This window comes from Pseudomonas luteola NBRC 103146 (assembly GCF_002091675.1).
In the GTDB taxonomy this organism is placed as follows: domain Bacteria; phylum Pseudomonadota; class Gammaproteobacteria; order Pseudomonadales; family Pseudomonadaceae; genus Chryseomonas; species Chryseomonas luteola.
Genome location: NZ_BDAE01000021.1, coordinates 12,522 through 28,789, shown reverse-complemented (window position 1 = coordinate 28,789; position 16,268 = coordinate 12,522). Strand labels below are relative to the sequence as shown.

Below are 16,268 nucleotides of genomic sequence, written 5' to 3'. Positions count from 1 at the left end.
GATAGACGTAAGCGCCCGGAACCGTCCGAGCGACGCAGGTCACAGCATGTGACGTGACATGACTGTAGCCGAGAGAAAAGCGAAGCGGCATAGACAGTTTTCTTTTTATTTAATGACCTTCTGTATTACACACCCTTCGAAAGGCCTGTGATCAGCTTGCCCAGGAGCTGATCCAGTTGATGCTGTTCTGCAGCGGTCAGTGCGGCCAATACCTGGCGCTCGTTTTCAACATGTGGCGCCAGCATCTCATCGATCAGCATTCGCCCTTTGTCTGTCAAGGCGACCAGTGTACCGCGGCGGTCAGAGGGGTGTTTGCGCCGTTCTATCAATTCGGCGCGCTCCAGACGATCCAGGCGGTTGGTCATGCCACCTGAAGAGATCATTGCCGCCTCATAAAGCGCCGTTGGCGTCAATGCAAATGGCTCTCCCGAGCGCCGCAGGGTGGCCAATACATCAAACTCCCCGGGATGCAATTCATAGCGGGCAAAGAAGGGATTGATGTAATCCCGCGTAATCAGCTGGGCAAGTTCACCAAATCTCCCCAGGACCTGCATGGGGAAGGGGTCTATATCCGGCCGTTGGGTTTTCCACTGCTGAGCAGCAAGCAGGGCTCGATCAGTCATATTTTATCCTCATATCTTGACGTTAAGATACTTTGCATTAAGGTAATTATAGAGAGGTCAATCCAGACAATCAAAAAGGAGTTGTGCATGACTGCCCCGAACCACACCTATAGAACCTGGCCAGTAGTGTTGGCCCTGATGCTGGTCAGCCTTAACCTAAGGCCCATCCTGGCTGCGATTGGACCATTGCTCGATGAAATCCAGCATACGACTGGGCTTACCAATGCTTCGGCAGGTCTGCTGACGACATTGCCCGTATTCGCAATGGGCGTGGGTGCCTTGTTTGGTTCTCGGCTTCAGGTGCTTTTGGGTGAATATAAAGGGGTTATGGCTGGCGTAACGGCGATTGCGCTGGCAGGTGTATTACGCTGGCTGCTGCCTTCGACAACCGGGCTTGTCCTGACGGCCATGCTTGCAGGGCTGGGCATCGCGTTGGTACAGGCGCTACTGCCCGCTTATATCAAACGTCACTTTCCTACCCGTGTAGGTATGCTGATGGGCCTTTACACCACCGGTATCATGGGTGGGGCCGCGCTTGCTGCAGCGTCAGCGTCGCCGCTAACACAGATCACCGGTAATTGGGAAATCACTTTTGCCCTGTGGTCCGTTCCTGCAGTCCTGGGTGCGCTGGCGTGGAGGCAGACTGCCTCACATGAAACTGCACCAGCCGCCACCGCGCCCGTCCGGCTCCCGTTGGGTGCCGGTAGAGCCTGGTTGCTGATGGCGGCTTTTGGTATCGGTACTGGTGCGTATACATTGGTACTCGCCTGGCTCCCGCCGTTCTATGTTCAGTTGGGGTGGTCTGCAGCTGACAGCGGCTATCTGCTCGGCGCACTGACGCTAACGGAAGTAGCAGCAGGGCTTTCCGTATCAATGTTCATCGGCCGCTTTCCTGATCGGCGTGTTCCGTTATTAGGTATGTTGCTGCTGATATTGGCGGGGTTGGCAGGACTCGTGATCGCGCCCTTGTCAATGGCCATTCCCGCCGCCGTATTGCTCGGTATCGGAATCGGCGCACTGTTTCCGCTCTCCCTGATCGTGACTATGGATCACGTCAGCGATGCCAAAGGCGCTGGCGCGTTGATGGGGTTCGTACAGGGGGGCGGTTACATCATTGCCAGCGGTATGCCCTTCCTGGCGGGGTTGATACGAGAACACTCAACCAATCTTTCCCAGGCATGGCTGCTGATGGCATTCGGTATTGTGGTGCTGATGGCAATCGTGATGCGTTTTAAGCCTGCCGCTCAGTTCGAGTCTCATAGCTGGCGTTTACAGCCTCGCTAGGTGCTACCTTGGCGGTCAGTCTGGTCGAGCACCGACCGCCTTTCCATTTAGGGTAGCTGACTCGCATCCCGGTTTGAGTCGAGCGGCTGCGTGGCAGTGGCAACGAAGCCTTTCTGGACCCTCTGGAGATAAAATCAGATAGGGTTCGTATGTCAGTGTGCAAAATAATGCATACCGCCATCTACCGGAATAACCGCGCCGGTGATGTAGCGTGCCAGTGGTGAGGCGAGAAACGCGACCAATGCAGCAACGTCTTCAGGCTCGCCAAAATAACCGGCCGGAATATGACGCTGAACGGAATCGGCCCTGGCTTCAGCAGAAGGGTGCAGCTGGGTTATGACCTGCCTGCTATGGATTCGACCCGGTGCAATACAGTTGACGGTAATGCCTTGCGTGGCGACCTCACAGGAAAGTCCCTTCGACCAGAGATGTAGAGCACCTTTGGCTGCGCTCGCCGCGTTCAAGCTGCGCGGCTCCATGGACCCGCTGATTGAAATGATCCGACCCCAACGTCTATTCTGCATAGCGGGAAGTACGGCATGAGTCAGCCGCCGGGCTGCAATGAAATTGAGCAGAAAGGCTTGGCGCCACTCCTCTTCGCTTGCCATCAATGCGACAGGACGCGAGGCGCCTGCGGCATTGACCAGAATATCAATGACGCTGCCTTCGATCGCTTCAAGCATACTGTGCAACGCATCTTCGTCAGCCAGGTCCCCTGTAAGAAGCTTTACGGTAGGGGCGCCCAGCATGGACGCCTCACAAGCGACGGCCTGCAACCGCTCCGTATACCTGGCAAGCAGAACGAGATTGACACCCTCGGCAGCCAACAGCTTTGCAATACCAGCCCCTATGCCAGCGCTTGCACCCGTGACCAGCGCCGTCTTGTCATCAAGACAGATATCCATGATTACCACTCCTGGCTAACCAGATCGTGTATGGCGTCCGCAAGCGTGTCGACTTCCGCTTCGCTGATGATCAATGGCGGTAACAGGCGAATAGTATTTTCCCGTGTGACATTGATTAGCAACCGATGCCGGTCAAGCGCCCGTTGCATCAATGATCGGCAGGGCTTATTCAACTGAATGCCCAGCAGGAGACCATGGCCGCGTATTGCCTGAACCTGTGGGAGGTGGCTCAAGCGGTTCTCGAGGCGGTCCTTGAGTTGTGTACCCCGTTGTGCCGCATGCAGGACCAAGCCTTCTTCCTTGATAACATCCAGCACCGCACATCCCACTCGACATACGAGCGGATTTCCACCAAAGGTACTGCCATGGCTTCCTGGTGTGAAAAGATCGGCAGCAATGCCGGCTGCCAGGCAAGCGCCAATAGGCAAGCCATTGGCAAGCGCTTTGGCGAGTGTAACGACGTCGGGTTGGATGCCTTCATGTTGATAGGCGAACCAGGCACCTGTACGACCCATGCCGCTCTGAATTTCATCCAGCATGAGCAACCAGCCGTTGCGCGTGCAATGCGTACGTAACGGGGTAAGGTAACCCACGGGTGGCGCTATCACGCCGGCTTCTCCCTGAATGGGCTCAACCAGCAATGCTACAATCTGGTCACCGTACCGTTGGGTTACGGCGTCAAGTGCGTCCAAGTCACCAAACGGTATCCTGACAAAGTCGTTGATCAACGGCCCGAAGCCGTTGCGAACACTAGGGCTATCGCTGGCGGATATCATGGCGAGCGAGCGTCCATGAAATGCATTTTCCATCACGACCACCTTGGGTGTTAGGACGCCTTTATGCTGAGCATACCGACGGGCAAGTTTAAAAGCGGCCTCGTTGGCCTCCGAGCCCGAATTGCCAAAGAACACGCGCTGCATACCCGTAAGTTGTGTCAGACGCTCGGCCAACTCGTGCTGCCAGGTAATGCTGTAGTGATTGGAGGTGTGCATCAGCAGGTCGGCCTGCTCCTGAATGACTTGGGTAATCCGCGTGTGGGAGTGACCTATATTGGTTACTGCAACACCCGCAACGGCATCTAGATATTCGGTTCCTTGCCGATCCCAAAGTCGCGTTCCCTTGCCCCTTACAAAGCTGACCGTCAGCGGGCTATATGTCTGCATCAAGGGCAGGGATGAGCCTGTAAACGCAGACGTCTGGGCAAATCCGAAGGTAGAGGTTGAAGAGATAGCTGTCATAAAGCCTCCTATTAGAGAAGGCATGAGTATCTTTATGTAGCAATATGAGATAAACGCTATGATTATTCTATCACTTTGAACCCAGGCTTTAAAATGGATCTTTATCAAGCTATGACGGTATTTGTACGTGTAGTCGAAAGTGGCAGCATGACTGCAGCAGGTGAGCAGTGTGGATTGTCCACTACGATGGTCGGCAACCATCTCCGCGCGTTGGAGAAGCGCCTCGGCATGAGTCTTTTGCGCAGGACTACTCGGCGGCAAAGCCTGACAGAGTTCGGGTCGGTCTATTATCAGCGGTGCGTCGAGGTGCTGGGTCTCGTAGCCGATTCGGAGCGTCTGGCTGAGCAGGCGCAGGCTAACCCTCATGGAGTCTTACGTCTCACGGCACCGCCCACGTTTGGCTCGGAATGCCTGATGCCTGCCTTGGCAGACTATCTGGCCCAGTACCCAGAAATCAGGCTCGACGTGGTATTAACGGATCGAGTGGTCGATCTGGTTGAGGAGGGTTTCGATGTCGCCATTCGCCTGGGCACGCTGGATGCGTCACGGCTCATTGCCCGACCACTGATGGACTATGGCCTGACGATATGTGCATCGCCTGAGTATCTACAGCGGCATGGTTACCCAGAGCGGCCGGAAGAGCTTTCCCACCATGAATGCTTGTCCTTCGCCTATCCTGCCGGCACGGAGTGGCGATGGACCGAAAAGCGTTGGTGCTTGAGCGGACCGGAAGGCGAGGTTTCCATCGATATCAGTGGCCGTGTCATAGTCAACAGTGCCCAGGGGCTTCGGCAGGCCGCGCTCAGTGGGATCGGGATCGTTATGCTACCTAACGTCCTGGTGTGGCAAGATCTGCAGCAGGGCAGGTTGGTCAAGCTGCTGGACCATTATCAATTGCCCAGCAGGCCCATGCACCTAGTCTATTCCCAGGACCGTTATCGCTCACCCAAACTCCGCAGTTTTGTTGATTATGCGTTAGAGACATTTAGGTAAGGATGCTGCTCTCCGCTCAAACATAGCTGTTGCTAACTGGCACAACTGTTGCTTTTATCTTGCTGCCCTTAAGTTAACGCCTCGATAACCGATACGTATAAAAGGTGGATCATGTGCTTAATGACTTGTCAACAGCACTGGTCGAGCGAATTGATACTGAACATTCAGATGTAGTTCATCACGATCAATCATGAAAACACGTTATACAGGCACGGCGAACAGATTGCTAAATCCTGCTGCACAGCAGGAGGGTAGCGCTTTTGATCTTACAAAGGATGAATATGCGTTCATCAATCTGATCCTGAGGGAGCACGCGTCCAATGATGGACGTGCAGATGGCCAAGCGGCAGACGCCAATTTAATGACTGATCTTTCAGATACAGAGCTGAGGAGCGAGTTTTCCAATCAGGCCCAGATGCTTGATGCTGCCATGACGCTGATCGATGCTTCCTCTTTTTCCGGTCAGGAAACACTGGAGCAGGCGGCCCTCGAATGCCTCAAGCTGGCACGTGCCCTGGTTGGGCAATTGATGGGCCAGCCTGGAAGCAATGAGGTACCTTCAGTAGGATGATGCGTTTTACTCTCCGTCTCTGTTCATCCAGCTGTTGATTTCTGCGAAAGAAACGGCGCTTTCGGCAAAGCCGAATGTGCCTTCATCGCGAGCTTCCAATGCCGCTGCGATAAATCCACTCCATGCCGCTCGCGCCAATGAGCTACCCAGACTTATCCGTTTGACTCCCGCTTCGGCCAGCTCACTCACGCTATAGTTCGCTCCAGACAGGCCCATCACAACATTGACTGGCTTGGATACGGACTCGCAAACCAGCCGTATGGCTTCCAGATCAGGCAGCCCGGGCGCATACAAGACATCTGCTCCTGCTGCTTCGTAGGCTTGGAGACGCCGCACCGTATCATCGAGGCTTGCACCACCACAGGTATAGGTCTCAGCACGTGCGACCAGCATGAAAGGGTAACCCAGCTCCTTCACGGCTTCAGCTGCAGCCGCGATACGCTCCACCGCATGGTTGAAGTCGTAGAGAGGCGAGCTTGCGTTGCCGGTGGCATCCTCGATCGAGCCGCCTGCCAGTCCTATTTCAGCCGCCCGCTGTATCGTTTCGCTCACTGCTTCTGGCGAGTCACCAAAGCCGTTTTCCAGGTCTGCGCTGACCGGCAGGTCGGTTGCCAGAACGATACTTTCCGCATTGGCCAACACGCAATCACGGGAAAGGCTCCCGCGTGCATCCTGGCGTCCCAGGCTGAAGGCCAATCCTGCGCTGGTCGTTGCCAAGGCCTCGAAGCCAAGCCGGCTCAATATGCGGGCGCTACCGGCATCCCATGGATTGGGCAGGATCAGCGGTTGATCATACGTATGAAGCTTCTTGAAGAGTGCCGCTTTCTCGAAAACATCCATGGCTAGGTCCTTTCAGGCTCAATAGTCAGGTAATTCTTGCAGCTGCTTTGACGACGTGCAGTCAAACCGGGTCCTGCATCTTGACGCAGTCATTGCTGGAGCAGACCGCCGTCTGTCAGCGGAAACAAGGGATGCGATTTCCTGAACTGAATTGAGACGGAGTCGACTAATCTCATCAATGGCCTATGGAAGCGACAGCTGGCACTAAACTCTTTTAAACGTCGTGTTTCAAAGCTCGCGTACAGGGATCCATCGTCAGGATCTCACTTTCAGGGTATTTTTATCAGAGCCGCGCCCAGGCTCAACATTATGGATATGCCGAATGGACGCCTACGCCGTGCTTAATGAAGAGCTTACCCTTTTAGCCAGCAGCGACTCACTGCCACCCTATGACCGTAAGCTTGCCTCATCGATTCTCTATCGCCTGCTGATGGAAGAGTCAGGCGAGATGTCTCAGATCTGTCGGTCCTCCATTCTGACCGTTCTGGCTATGTTGATTCGTGAAGATGTTGAAAAGAACAACAAGCAAGCCATCGCAACGACCAATCAGATTCTTGAGCGTATCAAGCAGTAATAAAAGTCCGCCTCATGCGCCTGAGTTCTAGAGCTCAGGCAGGCATCGACTCGGACAGGCGATAAAGCTGGAGCTGTTAAACGCTCCCTGAAAGCTTACTCACCACCTACCAACCGGTCGAGATCTATGGGGTCTCCCGGCTGGGTATGCAGTTTTCCTCTTAAATCTTCAAACATCTGGTCGTAATCCTCGTGATGCGTAAAGACGCTCGCCTTGGGTAGAGGCACACCATAGCGGCGCAGGCGATGATCAATTTCCGCCAGGAAGTTATAGGCTTCGTCTCGGTGCATGGAAAACTTTTCTTCTACCGCACGTTGGCCCACGTGGCCTGAGAGATGAAAGTGAGCATGCTGGTTTGAGGAAACAGGGTCGACCGTATATTCCAGCAGCAAATGCATGGCAGGAAGGTATCCATTGGCAACCTGATCGACTTCGATGCGGCCGGGCACGAACATGAGCAAACTCCTGAAGAATGATCACTAACGTTTCAACGCTGCTGGTGGGTGATGTAACCGTCAAATCAGCAGCGACAGTATGAATGTCCAGACGCAAACATACGCCAACAGTGCCAGGCTGTACTGAAGCACCATTCTCATAATCGAAGATTCAGCGCCTACCTGATCCACGGCGGCTGCGGCAATGGCGATTGACTGTGGTGAAATCAGCTTGGCCATCACGCCGCCGCTGGTATTGGCGGCGACAAGCAGTGCCTGGCTGGTGCCAATCTGAAGCGCTGTCACTGATTGCAGATGGGCAAACAGCGTGTTGTTGTTGACCACCGAGCCGGTGATAAAAACGCCCAGCCAGCCGATAGCAGGAGAAAGCAGTGGAAAGATGCTTCCGGTTTCTGCCAAGGCAAGCCCGATGGTAGAAGAGGCACCTGAAAAATTGGCGATATAAGCAACACCCATGATGAGGCAGATCATGATCAAGGGACGCCACAGCTCTTTTATGGTCTGTTTCAACTGCTCGCCTGCACCCTGCCATGAAAGCGTAGGAGAAAGCAGTGTGGTTAACAGTACTGAAAGTAGAATGGCTGTTCCCGGCGCGCTGATTAGCGCAACGCTCCAGGTAGCGGGTAAGGTATGAGCTACAGCGGCAATTGGTGGAATTTCTTCGATCTGCTGATGAAGAAACGGGGCATTCAATTTGAGCACGCTGGCCGCTAGCGGGCCCTGCGCTGCAAACAGCGATTTGAATGCGGGCAGGCTCCACAGCAGCACGATTCCGGTCAGAATATAAAAAGGCGACCAGGCTGCCAGAACCTGCATCAGAGACCAACGCTGTGTAGAGCGTGGCGGTGCGTCAGACTCGCGATAGATACGGCTGGGCTGCCAGACCTGCATGAACAGCGCAAGGGCCCCCATGGATACAAGCGGAGCGATGATATCCACCAGCTCCGGTCCTAGCAGATACAGCGTAAGCGTCTGCAGACCACTGAAGAGCACGCCGATCAACAAAAGGACCGGCCAGGTTTCACGGATGCCACGCAACCCATCCAGTACCAGGATCAAGAGCGTCGGAATAAGCAGGGTGGCTGGCTGAACAATGGCGATCATCATCAGCGCCATGTCATCCAGCGGCACAGAGCCTTGTTGCGCGCCAACAATTACCGGGATTCCGATGGCGCCATAGGCGCCAGCCGCAGCATTGGCCAGCAGGCACAGCATGGCAGCCTTGAGCGGCTTGAAACCCAACTCGACCAGAAGCGCCGCGCAGATGGCAATAGGTACACCAAAGCCTGCAGCACCCTCGAGAAAGCCACCAAAGCAGAACGCAATCAAGATGACCTGAATGCGCTGATCTTCAGAAATGGTGGCAATACTGCCACGGATGACATCAAACTTGCCGCTCTTGACTGCCAGTTTGTAAAGCCACACCGCCATCAGCACGATATAGCCAATCGGCCATAAACCGTTGGCGATGCCCAACAGTGCGGCGCTCAGGATTTTGCCAAGGGGCATGCCGAACAGAAACAGAGAGGAGACCACGGCAATGCCCAGGGTCAACAGGGAGGCGGTCAGCCCTTTCAACTTGAGAAGCGTCAGTGCTGCCAGAAAGAACAAGATGGGAACCGCGGCCACCAAAGCCGAGAGATAGGCGTTACCAAGCGGGTCGTATAGTTGTTGCCACATGACGGGGCTCCCTTAGCGGCCGGCCGGATCCCTATTGATCAGCACATTGGAGCATGCTGTCCCGTTCACCAGGCATTCCAGATTACGCAGTGTTACTTCGGAAATCTCGCGTAGCGCTTCGACGGTAAAGAAGCCCTGGTGTCCGGTCACAATTACATTGGGAAAGGTCATCAGCCGCTGGAAGATATCGTCATCAATGATGTCGGATGAGCGATCATGGAAGAAGAGGAAACTTTCCTGCTCATACACATCAATGGCCAGGGCGCCTAACTGACGGCTCTTCAGTGCCTCTATAACAGCGGCCGTGTCCACCAGTCCGCCGCGGGAGGTATTGACGAGCATGGCGCCGGGCTTCATCTCGGCCAAGGTGCGTTCATTGATGATGTGACGGGTTGCGTCCATCAAGGGGCAGTGCAACGTCACGATGTCCGATTGTGCCAGTAGCATGTCGAGGTCAACGAAATCCCCAAGCGTCTTGAATTCAGGCGCAGGCATGGGATCGTATCCCAGCAGGCGACAGCCAAATCCTTTCAGGATGCGGGCCGTTGCCAAACCGATTTTGCCGGTGCCGATAACCCCGACCGTTTTGCCATGCAGCGTAAACCCCAGCAGCCCCTCCAGCATGAAATTGCCTTCGCGGACGCGGTTATAAGCCCGATGCGTATGCCGGTTAAGCGTAAGGATAAGCGCAATGGTGTGCTCGGCCACTGCTTCGGGTGAATAGGCAGGGACACGCGCAACAAAGAGCCCTAGTCGCTCGGCAGCGTCGAGGTCTACATTATTAAAACCTGCACAACGCAGGAGAATCGCATTGACCCCATATTCCTTGAGTGTTTCGAGAACAGGCGCATCGAGTTGATCGTTGACGAAGGTGCAAATGGCGTCGCTGCCCTGCGCGAGCGCAACGGTTTGAAGCGAGAGCGGGACATTTTGATAGGTGAACTCGAAGTTGTGATGGGCGAAATGGTGTCTATTGGCTTCGTCAAGAAACCGCTGATCGTAGGGCTGGGCGCTGAAAACAGTGATTTTCATGCGATCTCCTCAAGTCACAAAAGAACGAAATGGTCGTCCGACGTCCGCTACTGCACGGCCAGTATGGCAATGCCCACATCTGAGACAGATACCCCAAGCCTAGACGAAACCGTCTAGGCTGCTACTTCAACGTGGGGTTCACTGAGCCTGAGCACGAAAATTGCGAATTGTGCAAACATCCTGAGAAAGCTTGTGCTGGTAAGCCGACTTCCATCAGCGCTACGCTTGCACCGTTTCCCTACTGGTTACAGGCGACGTGACGTCTGTAACCAGCAGGTTGTTTTCCTACATAGTCGATTACGAGCCCGCGCCATGAATGTCATCCTGAACCGTCGAACGTTTTTATTGGCTAGCGCTGTGGTGTCTGCGTCTTATTCGCTAGGTACGCTGGCTGGCGCTAATCGGGATGATGCTTCCTTTCAAGATCGGCTGGCTAAGTTGGAGCAGAAGCTGAACGGACGGCTTGGAGTATGCGCCATCGATACCGCAAATGGAGCACAGCTGGGCTATCGCGCCAATGAGCGGTTTGCCATGAACAGCACGTTCAAGGTCATGCTCGCTTCAGCGTTTCTCGCCCGAAGCCAAGACGAACCGGGGCTCCTCGAAGAACGGCTCATGTACACCCGGGCCGATCTGGTCACATACTCTCCCGTGACGGAAAAGCACGTTTCCACTGGGATGACCGTTGCCGAATTGTGCGCCGCAGGCATTCAGTACAGTGATAACACCGCGGCCAATGTGCTCATGAAAAAGCTGGGGGGCCCTGAAGCGGTCACCGCATTTGCCCGTTCGATAGGCGATACGCATTTTCGCCTCGATCGGTGGGAAACCGAACTCAATTCGGCTATTCCGGGAGATCCTCGTGATACGAGTACCCCTCAGGCCATGGCAATGAGCCTGCAACGTCTGGCATTGGGTGACATGCTGGCTGCGGATAAACAGCATCAGTTGCAGGCGTGGTTGAAAGGCAATACCACAGGTGGCAAGCGTATCCGGGCCGGGGTACCGGCTGGCTGGCAGGTAGGCGATAAGACAGGTACGGGTGATTACGGCTCGGCCAACGACGTGGCTATCCTCTGGCCGCCTCGCCGTGCACCCGTTGTGCTGGCTCTCTATTCCGCTCTTGAAAACCAGCAGGCGGAAGCGCGCAATGACGTGCTGGCCGATGCGGCGCGCATTGTGGCTGAATGGGTGACAGGCTGATTCCAGCCCATACGCTACGCTCATGCGCAGCGGGTAGTTAAACTGGTGTACAGGAGATGGTATTTCTCCTTTAACTGCTCTTGGGCTAATGATGCCTAAGAACCCTGTCTAGAAGGGTTCGTAGGCATGTGCCTGTACCTTTCCGCCCACATCAGGAAAGGTCAATCATGTACGTTGCTTTTCCCGCCGTTGTAACCAGTAGCTCTCCTGGCTGCGCGTTGCACTTTTGGCTTGGTGTAACGCTGAATGGAATGTTTCCCTCCTTCCCATTGGAACGCTATTCACGACCGGTCTGGGTTCCGGAGCATCGGTACGCTATTCAGAGAATGTCGCACGTGGAGGTGTGATCAATCTTCTAGGCCGGCTTCGCCTGAACCTAAAAGTACATCTGGCGCACAAGATTGCGTCAAATCTCATGAGGCATATCGTGAAAGCTAAATAACTATGACGCTGCTATCACTTTGATTTCAAACGTAGCGCGTATAGTTCTTTCTGGCCTTCCTGCGCTGCGCTGGAGAGGCCTTTACCTCCGCATTCTGTTTACACAGAGGCGGGAAGGGAGACATCAACTCATGCAAGGAAGCTGCTATGAAGGGTGCGATCTTAAAGCCTCGAGGTTTTGCCGTGGCCGCCATAAAGGTAGTGCTGGCTGCTGGATTGTTATCCGCGTTGTCAACGGCCGAAGCAGGCATCGACCTGGTAAGTCTGAACATGTCGGGTGCAAGTTTTGCAGCCGAGGTGCTGCCGGGCGCTAATGGCGTTAACTACATCTTTCCTACGGAGCAGTATTTCAAGGCGTGGAGCGCAAAGGGCATAAAGACCATTCGTTTCCCCATCCTATGGGAACGTTTGCAGAAAACCACCTACGCATCGTTTGATCCAACTTATGCTGGGCTTGTAACCCAGACGCTGGACTACGCCCACAAATACAATATGCGGGTTATTCTGGACCTGCATAACTTTGCACGGTACAAGAATCAGCTGATTGGCAGTCGAAACGTCCCATTGGACGCGTTTCGTGATGTCACGTATCGAATGGCAATGGCATGGGGAAGTCATCCTGCCTTGTTTGCCTATGACGTGATGAATGAACCCTATGCGACGTCGGGTAAGGTGGCGTCTATCATGCAGGCGGGTATCGATGGTATTCGCCGCATCGATAATACCCATTACATATTGGTGGAAGGTGAAAACTTCTCCAGTGCCTGGCTATGGTCGTCGTCTTCAAGTGCAGGTCTGCTTTCCGTCAAGGATCCGGCCGACAAGATTCTTTATTCAGCGCATACCTACCTGGACGATAACAACTCTGGCACTTACACCAATCCTCGGGATGCGGGGATGAATGATCCTATGGTTGGTGTCAATCGGGTCAGGCCGTTTGTAGAGTGGTTGAAAGCCAACAACAAGAAAGGCTATCTGGGAGAAATCGGTGTTCCGAACAATAATCCTGCCTGGTTACCTGCGCTCGACAATACTCTCAAGTACCTCGCTGAAAATTGTATCCCTGCTTCTGTCTGGGCTGCCGGGCCAGGATGGGGTGACGACTATGTATTGAGTGTGGAGCCTGTTGACGGCAAGGACCGCATCCAATGGCCGATCTTGCGTAAATACGTGGAGACTAGTAATTCGTGTGTGTCTATTGGGCCACAAAAAGCGGCAAGCCCAGCTCCGCCCGTGCCCCAACCCAAGCCTGAGCCGCAACCTCAACCAAAGCCCGTGCCCATTCCACAGCCAGTACCGGCTCCACAACCGCAGCCCGTACCTGGGCCCGCGCCAGTACCTCAGCCTGCACCGGCTCCCCTACCTAAGCCATTCGTTTGTCAGTTTGCACTGACATCATGGCTTCCAATCTGCCAGGTAAAGACAAACACGCACGCCTATTGGTGGCATTGGTAAAGCAGAAGCCCTGGCGAGTAAGGCGCCAGGGCTTGAGCATTAACCTGATCAGCGCTCAGCGTTGGGGCGCTCGATCTTGGCAGGTTCCGTTGACCGGGTTTTCCAGAGTGATACCAGTACGCCACCCGCCAGCAAGCCCAGCGTTACACTCAATGACAAGGCGGCAGGTATTTTGCCAATGATGCCCACCAGGAAGATCTTGCTCCCGATGAATACCAGAACCAACGCCAGCGCATACTTGAGGTAGGCGAAGCGATGAATCAGGGCAGCCAGCGCAAAGTAGAGTGCACGCAAACCCAGGATCGCAAAGATGTTCGAGGTGTAGACAATGAACGGGTCCTGTGTGATCGAGAAGATCGCCGGTACGCTGTCTACCGCAAACACCAGATCAGCACACTCAATCAGAATCAACGCGAGGAACAACGGTGTTGCCCACCAGACTGTGTGACCGGCAGCATTAGGTTTCCTTACAAAGAAGTGCTGCTCGTGCAGCTCATTCGTAACGCGCATCCGTCTGCGCAAGAACTTGACCAGGACGTTATCTTCCAGGTTTGGAGCTTCATCCACCTTGGCGAACAGCATTTTGATGCCGGTGACGACAAGAAATACCCCGAACACATAGAGGATCCAGCTGAACTGATGGATAAGGGCTGCGCCCAGGCCAATCATAAGCGCTCGGAGGACGATTACACCCATGATTCCCCAGAACAGCACCTTGTGCTGATACTGTCGAGGAATGCCAAGAAAGCTGAAGATGATCGCCATGACAAACACATTGTCCATGGAGAGCGACTTTTCGATTAGAAAGCCGGTCAGGTAGTCCATGCTGGCGTCACCGCCTTTCTGGAACCATACCCATACGGCAAACAACAAGCCCATGCTGATATAGCCTGCCGAGAGGAATAGACTTTCCTTGATCCCTATCTCGTGATTGTCACGATGCAGAACCCCAAGATCAAACGTGAGCAGGGTGATGACGACAGCCAGAAATGCAAGCCACAACCATGTGGCCGTACCAAGAAAATCGGCGAACAGAAACGCTTCTAGGGTGTTCATGAGCCCCTCCTTACAGTCGAAGTTGTACCAGCTGTGACTCCGACATGGCGGTAGGAACCGTCAGAGGGGCCCGGCGTCACGCTGATTACGTTAAGTCCTTTCCTGCAGCGTCTCAACTGACAAGTTTGACAAAACGTTGCGACTTTATGAGGGGAACGAGCAAATGCGGGTGAACAGAAAAGGCGGCGTGAAGCCGCCTTTTCCAAGAGCCCCTGACAATGGCCTTATCGCTTGCGAAGATAAACGCGGCTAACGCGTCGCTCGTCAATATCGGTCACGGTGAGACTCCAATCTAGCCATTCCACGCGATCACCTTTGACAGGCAACCGATCCAGCAGGCTCATGACGAGGCCGGCCAGCGTCTGATAGTCCTGAGTAGCCTTGGCCTGAAAGCCCAGGCGCTGCCTGAGAACACCCAGCGGAAGTCCACCACTGACGATAAAACCGTCCTTGTCCTTGCGGATATCAGGCACTTCCATTTCGCTGGCGTCTGGTAGATCACCTGCAATGGCCTCAAGCATATCGGTAATGGTCAGCACACCTACGAAATCACCGAATTCGTTGACTACAAACGCGATGTGCGTCGACGCATGGCGAAGCTGCTCCAACGCATGCAAGGCCCCGCAGGTTTCTGGCAATACGATAGGGACATGAACAGCGCTATCGAATGCTACATCGTGTCCTGCCAACAACTCACGAAGCAGGTCTTTCTTATGAATAAATCCCAGCGGCTCATCAACTTTACCGTCTCGTATGACCGGCAGGCGTGAGTGAGGGGAGTCCATCAGACGCTGGCGATTGTGCTCATCCGTATTGGCAAGGTCGATGTAGTCCACATCGGAGCGTACCGTCATGAGGCTGCGAATCGGCCGTTCGGACAGGTTCAATACACTGCTGATCATGATGCGTTCCTGGCGATGGAAGACGCTTTGATCGCGGTCATCATCCAGCAGGTCGGTGATCTCGTCATCCATCTCGTCCGTTTCAAACCTGCGCCCGCCCAACAGGCGCATGACCGCGTATGCCGTGCGCTCCCTCAAGGGATGGTTTCCGTGCAGCTTCTTACGACGTCGCAGGCGTGCGATCTGGTTGAGCAGCTCGATCAGAATCGAGAAGCCAATCGCGGCATACAGGTAGCCCTTCGGAATATGAAAGCCCAAACCATCGGCGGTCAGGCTCAAACCGATCATCATCAAGAAACCCAGGCACAGCATGATGACGGTAGGATGTGCATTGACGAAGTGGGTCAGAGGCTTGCTCGCAACGATCATTACCCCGATCGAGACGATCACCGCGATCATCATGATGGAGAGATGGTCGACCATGCCGACCGCGGTAATCACGGAATCCAGCGAGAAGACCGCGTCCAGCACCACGATCTGAGCGACGATAGGCCAGAAAGCCGCGTAGGTTTTGCTGTTTCGTGCCTGAACGACATGTCCTTCAAGGCGTTCATGCAATTCCATCGTGGCTTTGAAGAGCAGGAAAATACCGCCAAACAGCATAATGAGGTCGCGCCCGGAAAAGCTCTTGCCAAATACCTCGAACAACGGAGCGGTAAGGGTTACCAGCCACGAAATGCCGGCCAGCAGACCCAGACGCATCAGCATCGCCAGCGACAGGCCGATGATGCGGGCGCGGTCACGTAAGTGAGGCGGCAGTTTGTCTGCCAGAATGGCAATAAACACCAGGTTATCGATGCCTAGGACCAGCTCAAGCACGATCAGCGTGGCAAGCCCCAGCCACGCGGTGGGATCAGCAATCCATTCCATGTGGATCAGGCCTCTATCTGTTGGAAGTTGAATAGCCGAACGTGTACAGCGTCGGTGTGCGCGATGGGATGATCAAGCAGGCACCGTGGCAACGAGAGGGCATTGTGAGGTAAACAGAAAGGGCGTAAGGAAGTGGCAACGTGACG

Annotated in this window: 15 protein-coding genes and 1 riboswitch; of the genes, 6 read left to right on the top strand and 9 right to left on the bottom strand. The window is 54.6% G+C overall.

Annotated features, from left to right (window positions below):
• Positions 1-125: 125 nt before the first annotated feature.
• A complete protein-coding gene (locus PLU01S_RS19415; RefSeq protein ID WP_074829331.1) occupies positions 126-623 on the bottom strand; it encodes a MarR family winged helix-turn-helix transcriptional regulator in 498 nt (165 codons plus the stop codon).
• A gap of 87 nt (positions 624-710) precedes the next feature.
• Here PLU01S_RS19415 and PLU01S_RS19410 point away from each other — a divergent pair, with 87 nt between their 5' ends.
• Positions 711-1,907 carry an MFS transporter gene (locus PLU01S_RS19410; RefSeq protein WP_074829333.1) on the top strand — a complete coding sequence of 399 codons (1,197 nt, stop codon included), beginning with the start codon at positions 711-713 and terminating at the stop codon, positions 1,905-1,907.
• A 152-nt stretch (positions 1,908-2,059) separates the two neighbouring features.
• Here the strand turns inward: PLU01S_RS19410 and PLU01S_RS19405 are convergent, their stop codons facing one another.
• Positions 2,060-2,812 carry an SDR family NAD(P)-dependent oxidoreductase gene (locus PLU01S_RS19405; RefSeq protein ID WP_074829334.1) on the bottom strand — a complete coding sequence of 251 codons (753 nt, stop codon included), beginning with the start codon at positions 2,810-2,812 and terminating at the stop codon, positions 2,060-2,062.
• A 2-nt stretch (positions 2,813-2,814) separates the two neighbouring features.
• On the bottom strand, positions 2,815-3,975 hold the full coding sequence (locus PLU01S_RS19400; protein WP_376748356.1) for an aspartate aminotransferase family protein: 1,161 nt from the start codon (positions 3,973-3,975) through the stop codon (positions 2,815-2,817).
• Between the two features lie 168 nt (positions 3,976-4,143).
• On the opposite strand from PLU01S_RS19400, the gene PLU01S_RS19395 reads away from it, so the two are divergent.
• Entirely contained in the window at positions 4,144-5,043 is a 900-nt protein-coding gene (locus PLU01S_RS19395) for a LysR family transcriptional regulator (protein WP_074829341.1), read from the top strand.
• Between the two features lie 190 nt (positions 5,044-5,233).
• Positions 5,234-5,614, top strand: a complete 381-nt coding sequence (locus PLU01S_RS19390; protein WP_074829344.1) for a hypothetical protein — start codon at positions 5,234-5,236, stop codon at positions 5,612-5,614.
• Positions 5,615-5,620: 6 nt separating this feature from the next.
• Here the strand turns inward: PLU01S_RS19390 and PLU01S_RS19385 are convergent, their stop codons facing one another.
• Positions 5,621-6,454 carry an isocitrate lyase/PEP mutase family protein gene (locus PLU01S_RS19385; RefSeq protein WP_074829348.1) on the bottom strand — a complete coding sequence of 278 codons (834 nt, stop codon included), beginning with the start codon at positions 6,452-6,454 and terminating at the stop codon, positions 5,621-5,623.
• Between the two features lie 322 nt (positions 6,455-6,776).
• Here PLU01S_RS19385 and PLU01S_RS19380 point away from each other — a divergent pair, with 322 nt between their 5' ends.
• Entirely contained in the window at positions 6,777-7,028 is a 252-nt protein-coding gene (locus PLU01S_RS19380) for a hypothetical protein (RefSeq protein WP_010798611.1), read from the top strand.
• Positions 7,029-7,123: 95 nt separating this feature from the next.
• On the opposite strand, the gene PLU01S_RS19375 is transcribed toward PLU01S_RS19380, so the two are convergent.
• Genes PLU01S_RS19375 through PLU01S_RS19365 form a run of 3 tightly spaced genes read right to left on the bottom strand, consistent with a single transcriptional unit; the run spans position 7,124 to position 10,195 of the window.
• Positions 7,124-7,483: a DUF5064 family protein gene (locus tag PLU01S_RS19375; RefSeq protein ID WP_010798610.1), complete on the bottom strand. Its 360-nt coding sequence runs from the start codon at positions 7,481-7,483 to the stop codon at positions 7,124-7,126.
• Positions 7,484-7,543: 60 nt separating this feature from the next.
• Positions 7,544-9,163, bottom strand: a complete 1,620-nt coding sequence (locus PLU01S_RS19370; protein ID WP_074829351.1) for an L-lactate permease — start codon at positions 9,161-9,163, stop codon at positions 7,544-7,546.
• A gap of 12 nt (positions 9,164-9,175) precedes the next feature.
• On the bottom strand, positions 9,176-10,195 hold the full coding sequence (locus PLU01S_RS19365; RefSeq protein ID WP_074829354.1) for a 2-hydroxyacid dehydrogenase: 1,020 nt from the start codon (positions 10,193-10,195) through the stop codon (positions 9,176-9,178).
• 312 nt (positions 10,196-10,507) lie between these two features.
• Here PLU01S_RS19365 and PLU01S_RS19360 point away from each other — a divergent pair, with 312 nt between their 5' ends.
• The gene (locus tag PLU01S_RS19360) at positions 10,508-11,398 is read left to right on the top strand and encodes a class A beta-lactamase LUT-3 (protein ID WP_063860829.1); all 891 of its coding nucleotides are present in this window, start codon (positions 10,508-10,510) and stop codon (positions 11,396-11,398) included.
• 43 nt (positions 11,399-11,441) lie between these two features.
• A riboswitch (Fluoride riboswitch) is annotated at positions 11,442-11,503 on the top strand.
• Between the two features lie 483 nt (positions 11,504-11,986).
• Positions 11,987-13,294: a glycoside hydrolase family 5 protein gene (locus PLU01S_RS19355; RefSeq protein WP_074829357.1), complete on the top strand. Its 1,308-nt coding sequence runs from the start codon at positions 11,987-11,989 to the stop codon at positions 13,292-13,294.
• 48 nt (positions 13,295-13,342) lie between these two features.
• Here the strand turns inward: PLU01S_RS19355 and PLU01S_RS19350 are convergent, their stop codons facing one another.
• Both PLU01S_RS19350 and PLU01S_RS19345 read right to left on the bottom strand, forming a co-directional pair.
• The gene (locus PLU01S_RS19350; RefSeq protein ID WP_074829360.1) at positions 13,343-14,350 is read right to left on the bottom strand and encodes a TerC family protein; all 1,008 of its coding nucleotides are present in this window, start codon (positions 14,348-14,350) and stop codon (positions 13,343-13,345) included.
• A gap of 224 nt (positions 14,351-14,574) precedes the next feature.
• Positions 14,575-16,122 carry a TerC family protein gene (locus tag PLU01S_RS19345; RefSeq protein ID WP_074829363.1) on the bottom strand — a complete coding sequence of 516 codons (1,548 nt, stop codon included), beginning with the start codon at positions 16,120-16,122 and terminating at the stop codon, positions 14,575-14,577.
• Positions 16,123-16,268: the final 146 nt, after the last annotated feature.

Coding starts and splice junctions, on each gene's coding strand:
- PLU01S_RS19390 (WP_074829344.1), top strand. CDS start 5,234: ATGAAAACACGTTATACAGGCACGGCGAACAGATTGCTAAATCCTGCT.
- PLU01S_RS19365 (WP_074829354.1), bottom strand. CDS start 10,195: ATGAAAATCACTGTTTTCAGCGCCCAGCCCTACGATCAGCGGTTTCTT.
- PLU01S_RS19370 (WP_074829351.1), bottom strand. CDS start 9,163: ATGTGGCAACAACTATACGACCCGCTTGGTAACGCCTATCTCTCGGCT.
- PLU01S_RS19415 (WP_074829331.1), bottom strand. CDS start 623: ATGACTGATCGAGCCCTGCTTGCTGCTCAGCAGTGGAAAACCCAACGG.
- PLU01S_RS19395 (WP_074829341.1), top strand. CDS start 4,144: ATGGATCTTTATCAAGCTATGACGGTATTTGTACGTGTAGTCGAAAGT.
- PLU01S_RS19380 (WP_010798611.1), top strand. CDS start 6,777: ATGGACGCCTACGCCGTGCTTAATGAAGAGCTTACCCTTTTAGCCAGC.
- PLU01S_RS19385 (WP_074829348.1), bottom strand. CDS start 6,454: ATGGATGTTTTCGAGAAAGCGGCACTCTTCAAGAAGCTTCATACGTAT.
- PLU01S_RS19410 (WP_074829333.1), top strand. CDS start 711: ATGACTGCCCCGAACCACACCTATAGAACCTGGCCAGTAGTGTTGGCC.
- PLU01S_RS19360 (WP_063860829.1), top strand. CDS start 10,508: ATGAATGTCATCCTGAACCGTCGAACGTTTTTATTGGCTAGCGCTGTG.
- PLU01S_RS19350 (WP_074829360.1), bottom strand. CDS start 14,350: ATGAACACCCTAGAAGCGTTTCTGTTCGCCGATTTTCTTGGTACGGCC.
- PLU01S_RS19375 (WP_010798610.1), bottom strand. CDS start 7,483: ATGTTCGTGCCCGGCCGCATCGAAGTCGATCAGGTTGCCAATGGATAC.
- PLU01S_RS19405 (WP_074829334.1), bottom strand. CDS start 2,812: ATGGATATCTGTCTTGATGACAAGACGGCGCTGGTCACGGGTGCAAGC.
- PLU01S_RS19355 (WP_074829357.1), top strand. CDS start 11,987: ATGAAGGGTGCGATCTTAAAGCCTCGAGGTTTTGCCGTGGCCGCCATA.
- PLU01S_RS19400 (WP_376748356.1), bottom strand. CDS start 3,975: ATGCAGACATATAGCCCGCTGACGGTCAGCTTTGTAAGGGGCAAGGGA.
- PLU01S_RS19345 (WP_074829363.1), bottom strand. CDS start 16,122: ATGGAATGGATTGCTGATCCCACCGCGTGGCTGGGGCTTGCCACGCTG.